The organism is Stenotrophomonas sp. NPDC077659 (assembly GCF_050268705.1).
In the GTDB taxonomy this organism is placed as follows: Bacteria; Pseudomonadota; Gammaproteobacteria; order Xanthomonadales; family Xanthomonadaceae; genus Stenotrophomonas.
The window spans coordinates 1-7,510 of the sequence record NZ_JBNNHG010000169.1; the positions used below are offsets into that span (position 1 = coordinate 1).

General features: G+C 67.3%; 4 protein-coding genes and 1 riboswitch. Of the genes, 2 read left to right on the forward strand and 2 right to left on the reverse strand.

Going from position 1 to position 7,510, the window contains the following annotated elements; all coding sequences use genetic code 11:
• On the reverse strand, positions 1-1,112 hold a 1,112-nt coding region (locus ACQKDV_RS17135; protein WP_427785325.1), incomplete at its 3' end, for an adenosylhomocysteinase.
• Between the two features lie 36 nt (positions 1,113-1,148).
• Positions 1,149-1,232, reverse strand: a riboswitch (S-adenosyl-L-homocysteine riboswitch).
• Positions 1,233-1,335: 103 nt separating this feature from the next.
• Between ACQKDV_RS17135 and ACQKDV_RS17140 the strand changes: the two genes are divergently transcribed.
• Positions 1,336-3,846, forward strand: coding sequence for a S9 family peptidase (locus tag ACQKDV_RS17140; RefSeq protein WP_427785327.1), 2,511 nt, complete (start codon positions 1,336-1,338; stop codon positions 3,844-3,846).
• Between the two features lie 242 nt (positions 3,847-4,088).
• A complete protein-coding gene (gene ppc, locus ACQKDV_RS17145; protein ID WP_427785328.1) occupies positions 4,089-6,800 on the forward strand; it encodes a phosphoenolpyruvate carboxylase in 2,712 nt (903 codons plus the stop codon).
• A 105-nt stretch (positions 6,801-6,905) separates the two neighbouring features.
• On the opposite strand, the gene ACQKDV_RS17150 is transcribed toward ppc, so the two are convergent.
• Positions 6,906-7,412, reverse strand: a complete 507-nt coding sequence (locus tag ACQKDV_RS17150) for an acyl-CoA thioesterase (protein WP_427785329.1) — start codon at positions 7,410-7,412, stop codon at positions 6,906-6,908.
• Positions 7,413-7,510 lie beyond the last annotated feature (98 nt).

The following is a 7,510-nucleotide window of genomic DNA, read 5'->3' on the forward strand; positions in this document are numbered from 1 at the left end:
GGTACTGGATTACCTGGCCGGTGACCGCCGCAATGAAGGCACGCTGGGCCTGCGGCGTTGTCGAAGTGGCCGATGTTGCAGACGATGGCCTGGTCCTTCATCGCGCTCAGGTGCTCGATGCGGATGATGTCCTTGTTGCCGGTGGTGGTGACGTACAGGTCGGCACGGCCCAAGGTCGATTCGATGGTGTTGACTTCATAGCCTTCCATCGCCGCCTGCAGGGCGCAGATCGGGTCGATCTCGGTGACGATGACGCGCGCACCATAGGCACGCAGCGAGGCGGCGCAGCCCTTGCCGACGTCGCCGTAGCCGCAGACCACGGCGACCTTGCCGGCCAGCATCACGTCCATCGCGCGCTTCAGGCCATCGGCCAGCGACTCGCGGCAGCCGTACAGGTTGTCGAACTTGCTCTTGGTGACCGAGTCGTTGACGTTGATCGCCGGGATCAGCAGGGTGCCGGCCTGGGCCAGCTGGTACAGGCGGTGCACGCCGGTGGTGGTCTCTTCGGAGACGCCCTTCCAGTCCTTCACCACGCGGCCCCAGTAACCCGGACGCTCGGTGGCAACGCGCTTGAGCAGGTTCTTGATGACCTGTTCTTCGTGCGAGGAGGAGGCGGTGTTGACCCAGTCGCTGCCGTTTTCCAGTTCGTAACCCTTGTGGATCAGCAGGGTCACGTCACCGCCGTCGTCGACCACCAGTTCCGGGCCGGTCAGGGTACCGTCGGCCAGGGTGAAGGTCAGCGCGTCCAGGGTGCAGTCCCAGTACTCTTCCAGGGTTTCGCCCTTCCAGGCGAACACCGGGGTGCCGGTGGCGGCAATGGCCGCAGCGGCGTGGTCCTGGGTCGAGAAGATGTTGCACGAGGCCCAGCGCACGTCGGCGCCGATGTCCTTCAGGGTCTCGATCAGCACCGCGGTCTGGATGGTCATGTGCAGCGAGCCGGTCACGCGCACGCCCTGCAGCGGCAGGCTGGTGGCGTGCTTGCGGCGGATCGACATCAGGCCCGGCATCTCGTGCTCGGCGATGTCCAACTCCTTGCGGCCCCAGTCGGCCAGGGTAATGTCGCGGATCTTGTAATCACCTTCGGTGGAAAAGGTCTTGGCAACAGCGTTCATGCAGTAGCTCCGGTTGTGGGCGAGCGGGTACTCGCATCTAGCCGGGCGCCGTTGTTGCAAAGCCACCTTACCGAGCCTGGCCGGGCCTCATGGGTTCCGGTCGCAGCGCCCCTCGGCAGGGGAGAACGCCCAGTATATCGCGGCCCCCAACCATCGGCAGATGGGGGCAGGGGGGCGGCCTGTTAAGGTCGAAGGTCTTCACACATCCACATCAGGAAGCACGATGAGCAAGCACGCGCGCCGCCGCCGGCGCTGGACCGGCCTGGTCCTGTCCATGGCCCTGCTGGCAGTGGTCCCGCAGGCCTGGTCGGCCGACAGCCCGCAGGTGGCCGCTGCCAGGGACGTGGCCGGTTATGAGCTGCCCTCGGCCGCGCTGCAGGCGGTGGTCGATGCGCCGCGTGCGCCCAGCCTGTTGCTCTCGCCGCGCCGCGACGTGGCCGCGCTGATGCAGATGCCGTCGCTGCCATCCATCCAGGTGGTGGCGCAGCCGGAACTGAAGCTGGCCGGCATCCGTATCAACCCGCGCACGTTCTCTGAAAGCCGCTTCAGCTTCGGCCAGAAGCTCTGGTTGATGAACGTGGCTGACGGCAAGGAGCGGCAGATCAGCGGCCTGCCGCCGCAGCTGTCGATCGCCGGCCTGGCCTGGTCGCCCGACCAGAAGTGGCTGGCCTTCAACCAGGTCGACGCCGCCAGCGGTGCCAACGAGCTGTGGCTGGTGGATGTGGCCAACGCCAGTGCCCGCCGCCTGCAGGCCAACCTCAACACGGTGTTCGGCGACGGTTACCAGTGGCTGCCCGACAGCCGCGGCCTGATCGTGATGACCCGCCTGGCCAATGCCGGTGATCCGCCGCCTGCCGATGGCATCCCGACCGGCCCGGCCGTGCAGCAGACCGGCAGGAGCAGCGGCGTGGTGTCCATCCGCACTTACCAGGATCTGTTGAAGAACGAAGCCGACGCGCGCCTGTTCGATTACTACGCGCGTGCGCAGCCGATGCAGGTCGGCCTGGACGGACAGGCCCGTGCCATCGGCATGGCCGGCATCTACCTGGGCCTGTCGCCGTCGCCGGATGGCCATTATCTGCTCAGCCAGACCGTGCAGCGGCCCTATTCCTACGTGGTGCCGGTGGGCAGCTTCCCGCGCCGCATCGACGTGCTCGACCGCAACGGCCAGCTGGCCCACAGCGTCGCTTCGCGCCCACTGGTGGAAGGCTTGCCGACCGGCAACGATGCCGAGGTGACCGGCGTGCGTGACATCAGCTGGCGCGCCGATGCGCCGGCCACTCTGGTCTGGGCCGAAGCGCAGGATGGCGGTGACCCTAACCGCGACGCCAAGGTGCGCGACGCGGTGTTCATGCAGGCCGCCCCCTTCGAAAAGCCGCCGGTGACCCTGGCCGAGCTGGGCAGCCGTTTCGGTGGCATCACCTGGGGCCGGGGCGATCTGGCCCTGCTCAGCGAATCGTGGTGGAAGACGCGCAACACCAAGACCTGGCGCATCACCCCGGACGACGCGACGCAGGCACCGCAGTTGCTGTGGGACCGCGACGCGCAGGACCGCTACAACGATCCGGGTCGTGCCGCCGTGATGCGCGATGCGCATGGCCGCAGCCTGCTGCAGACCACCGCCGATGGCCGCAGCATCTTCCTGTACGGGCAGGGCGCGTCGCCGGAAGGCGACCGTCCGTTCGTGGACCGCTTCGACATCGAAAGCCGCAAGGCCACCCGCCTGTTCCACTCGCAGGCACCGGTCTATTCGGCACCGGTCGCGCTGCTGGACCAGGAAGGTGAGTCGCTGCTGCTGACCCGCGAAAGCCCGGATGAGCCGACCAACTTCTACGTGCAGTCGCTGGCCCAGGCCGATGCCGCCCCGCGCGCGCTGACCCGTTTCGCCCACCCGCTGCCGCAGCTGAAGGGCGTGCAGAAGGAACAGATCCGCTACAAGCGTGCCGATGGCGTGGACCTGACCGCGACGCTGCTGCTGCCGCCGGGCTATGACCCCAAGCGTGATGGCCCACGCCCGCTGCTGATGTGGGCCTACCCGGGTGAGTTCAAGAGTGCCGCCGCCGCCAGCCAGGTAACCGATTCGCCTTACCGCTTCAACGCGATCAGCTACTGGGGGCCGCAGGCGTTCCTGGCCAAGGGCTACGTGGTGCTGGCCAGCCCGACCATGCCAATCATTGGTGAGGGCGACAAGGAGCCCAACGACACCTACATCGAACAGCTGGTGGCCAACGCACAGGCCGCAGTGGATGAGGTGGTGCGTCGTGGCGTGACCGACCGCGGGCACATCGCCATCGGTGGCCATTCCTACGGTGCGTTCATGACCGCCAACCTGCTGGCGCATACCCGACTGTTCAAGGCCGGCATCGCCCGCAGCGGTGCCTACAACCGCACGCTCACCCCGTTCGGTTTCCAGGCCGAGGAGCGCAACTACTGGCAGGCGCAGGACGTCTACCAGAAGATGGCGCCGTTCAACTACGCCGACAGGATCAAGGATCCGATCCTCTTCATCCACGGCGTGGACGACAACAACTCCGGCACGTTCCCGATCCAGAGCGAGCGCATGTTTGCTGCGGTGAAGGGCCTCGGTGGCACCGCGCGGCTGGTGATGCTGCCGAACGAATCGCATGCCTACCGTGCACGCGAGTCGATCATGACCATGCTGGCCGAGAGCGAGCGGTGGCTGGAACAGACCATCGGCCCGGTGCAGCAGGGCAACGCGAAGAAGAAGCGCTGATGCGTGTGTAATGGCGGCCCCTGCAACGGGGGCCGCCGGTTGCAACGCGGTAGAGTCGACCGTTGGTCGACTATCGCGCGCAGCGCGGGATTTGCAGTGGCTGAAAGAAGAGCAGTCGACCAACGGTCGACTCTACCTGGCGCCGATACGTGCAGATGAAACCATTTTTGCATCGCAGAACGACGCCCGTTCTGGTTTAGGCTTGGGGCCTGGATCCGTTGACCGAGGCCTGTGCGTCGCCGATGAACGAGTACCGCAGCAGCATCGAATTCGCTTCCCCCGATCTTCCGCTTCGCGACGATGTGCGCCGCCTGGGTGCACTGGTCGGCGACCTGCTGGTTGAACAGGTGTCCGCCGCGTTTCTCGACGACGTCGAGGACGTGCGTACCCGCGCCATCGCGCGCCGCGAGAACCAGGCGCCGCTGTCCGAGCTGGCCGATGGATTGGCCGGGCGCACGCCGCAGCAGGCCGAAACCATGGTGCGTGCGTTCAGCACGTACTTCCAGGTGGTCAACATCGCCGAGCGCGTGCACCGCATCCGCCGCCGCCGCGATTACCAGCGCGCCGGTACCGCCGCTGCACAGCCCGATGGCCTGCAGGATGCACTGCAGCACCTGAAGGCGCAGGGCGTGAGCCTGGACGAACTGGCGCAGTGGCTGCCGCGAATCGACATCGAACCGGTGTTCACCGCGCACCCGACCGAGGCGGTGCGCCGCGCGCTGCTGGAAAAAGAACAGCTGATGGTGGCCAGCCTGGTGGACAACCTGGATGGCCAGCGCACGCCGGGCGAGGCTGCAGCCGATGCCGCGCGCTTCCGCATGGCACTCACCGCGTCCTGGCAGACCACCGATTCCTCGCCGGTGCGGCCCACGGTCGATGACGAACGCGAGCACGTTGGCTTCTACCTGGTGCAGGTGCTGTATCGGGTGATTCCGGTGTTGTACGAATCGCTGCAGCAGGCGCTGCGCGATACCTACGGCGAGGAGCTGCCGCTGCCGCGGCTGCTGCGCTTCGGCACTTGGGTGGGCGGCGACATGGACGGCAATCCGAACGTGGATGCCGGCACCATCCGCAACACGCTGGATGCGCAGCGCCAGGCCGTGCTCGGGCGCTACCAGAAGGAGCTGCTGCAGTTGGCCGGCCTGCTCAGCCAGTCCACGGAGCGGGTGGGCGTGAGTGAAGCGCTGCAGGCGCGCGTTGCGTATTACCAGCAGCTGCTGCCGCAGGTGCAGTCGCGGCCGCGCCATGCCGACATGCCGTATCGCCTGCTCAATGACCGCATGCGCGCGCGCCTGCAGGCCACGCTGGATGATGGCGAAGGCGCGTACGCCGGCCCGGATGAACTGATCGACGATCTGCAGCTGATCCTGGACAGCCTGCGTGCCAACCGTGGCGAACATGCCGGTGGCTTCGCCGTGCAGCGCCTGCTGTGGCGGGTGAAGACCTTCGGTTTCCATCTGGCGCGGCTGGACGTGCGCCAGGAATCGAGCGTGCATGCACGCGCGCTGGCTGCGGTGCTGGGCGGCGAAGACGCCTGGCAGGCGCTGGATGCGCTGGGCCGTGCGCGCCTGCTGGGCCCACATGCCAGTGGTGAAGCGGCACTGCCCGGCAGTGATGACGAAGGCAACCAGCGCCTGGATGCGGTGTTCGCGGCGCTGGCCGATGCGCGCGCGCGGCATGGCGGCGACGCATTGGGCAGCTACATCATTTCCATGGCGCATGATCGCGGCGACGTGCTGGCCGTGCTGGCACTGGCACGGCGCGGTGGTCTGATCGATGCCGATGGCGGCGTACCGCTCGACATCGCACCGCTGTTTGAAACCGTGGACGACCTCAAGCGTGGCACCGCCACCCTTCGCGATCTGCTGGAGGACCCGGTGTACCGCGCGCATCTTCGAGCACGCGATGACGTGCAGATGGTGATGCTGGGGTACTCGGACAGCAGCAAGGATGGAGGTATCGCCGCGTCGCGCTGGGGCCTGCAGCGTGCGCAGGTGGAACTGCTGGACGTGGCCGCGGAGGCCGGCATCCGCCTGACCTTCTTCCATGGCCGCGGCGGCTCGATCAGCCGTGGTGGTGGCAAGACCACCCATGCCGTGGACGCTTCGCCGCGCGGCAGCATCGATGGCCGCCTGCGGGTGACCGAGCAGGGCGAGGTGATCCACCGCAAGTACGGTATCCGTGCGCTGGCGCTGCGGTCGCTGGAACAGGCCACCGGCGCGGTGCTGCGCGCCAGTCTGCGCCCGCGTGCCGCCGAGCCGCGCGAAGACGACTGGCGGCCGGTGATGGACGCCGTGTCCGCCTCCAGCAGCGAGGTCTATCGCGCGTTTGTCGGCCAGACGGGCTTCATGGACTACTTCCGCACGGCTACGCCGATCGATGTGATCGAACGGATGACGCTGGGCTCGCGGCCGTCGCGGCGGCTGGGCCAGGACGCCGCGCTGGGCAACCTGCGCGCGATTCCGTGGGTGTTCGCCTGGAGCCAGGCGCGCGCGGTCATTCCGGGCTGGTACGGGGTGGGCAGTGGCCTGCAGGCGGCGGTGGATGCCGGCCACGAGCAGACGCTGCGCGGGATGGCGCGTGACTGGCCGTTCTTCCGTACCTTCCTCGACGACATCGCGATGGTGCTGTCCAAGGGCGATATCACCATTGCCGAGCAGTTCTCGCAGTTGTCCGGCGATCTGCACGCGCGCTTCTTCCCGCAGGTCGAACAGGAACTCGAGCTGACCCGGCACTGGCTGCTGGCACTGATGGGCCAGCAGACCCTGCTCGACCACGATGCGCGGCTGGCGCTGTCGATCCGCCTGCGCAATCCCTACGTGGATCCGATCAGCGTGCTGCAGGTGGATCTGCTGCAGCGCTGGCGGGCCAGCGGGCGCGAGGATGACGAACTGCTGCGGGCGCTGGTGGCCTGCGTGAACGGCGTTTCGCAGGGCGTGCAGAACACCGGTTGACCTGCGAATCCGAAAGGGTAGTGCCGGCCGCTGGCCGGCAATCTCATGATGTCCGGCAGCACGCGCAAGGTTGCCGGCCAGCGGCCGGCACTACCAGGTTCGCGGTCAATCCTCCGGTGACGGCGGATTGGACGCCAGCAGTTCCAAGTGCCGCTGTTCCATTTCCTGCCGCAGCTGGCGCCTGATCTGCGCCGCGGCCTGGCGGCGCTTCTCGTCCGAACTGGCCGGCTGCAGCGTCGGCACCGGCGTCGGCCGGCCTTCCTCGTCCACGGCCACCATGGTGAAAAAGCAGCTGTTGGCGTGGCGCACGCTGCGCTTGAGGATGTCCTCGGCCACCACCTTGATGCCGATCTCCATCGACGAGGTGCCGGTATGATTCACCGAGGCTAGGAAGGTGACCAGTTCGCCCACCGCGATGGGCTGGCGGAACATCACCTGGTCCACCGACAGGGTGACCACGTAACTGCCCGCATAGCGGCTGGCGCAGGCGTAGGCCACCTGGTCGAGCAGGCGCAGGATGGCGCCGCCGTGGACCTTGCCGGAGAAATTGGCCATGTCCGGTGACATCAGCACGGTCATGGACAGTTGGTGGGTTTTCAGTTCGGTCGACATGCGCCGATTGTATCGGCAACCGGTAGTGCCGGCCGCTGGCCGGCTGCGGTGGTGCGCGACCTCGGACGCCAGGCCTACGAACCGGTCTGGCACGCGAT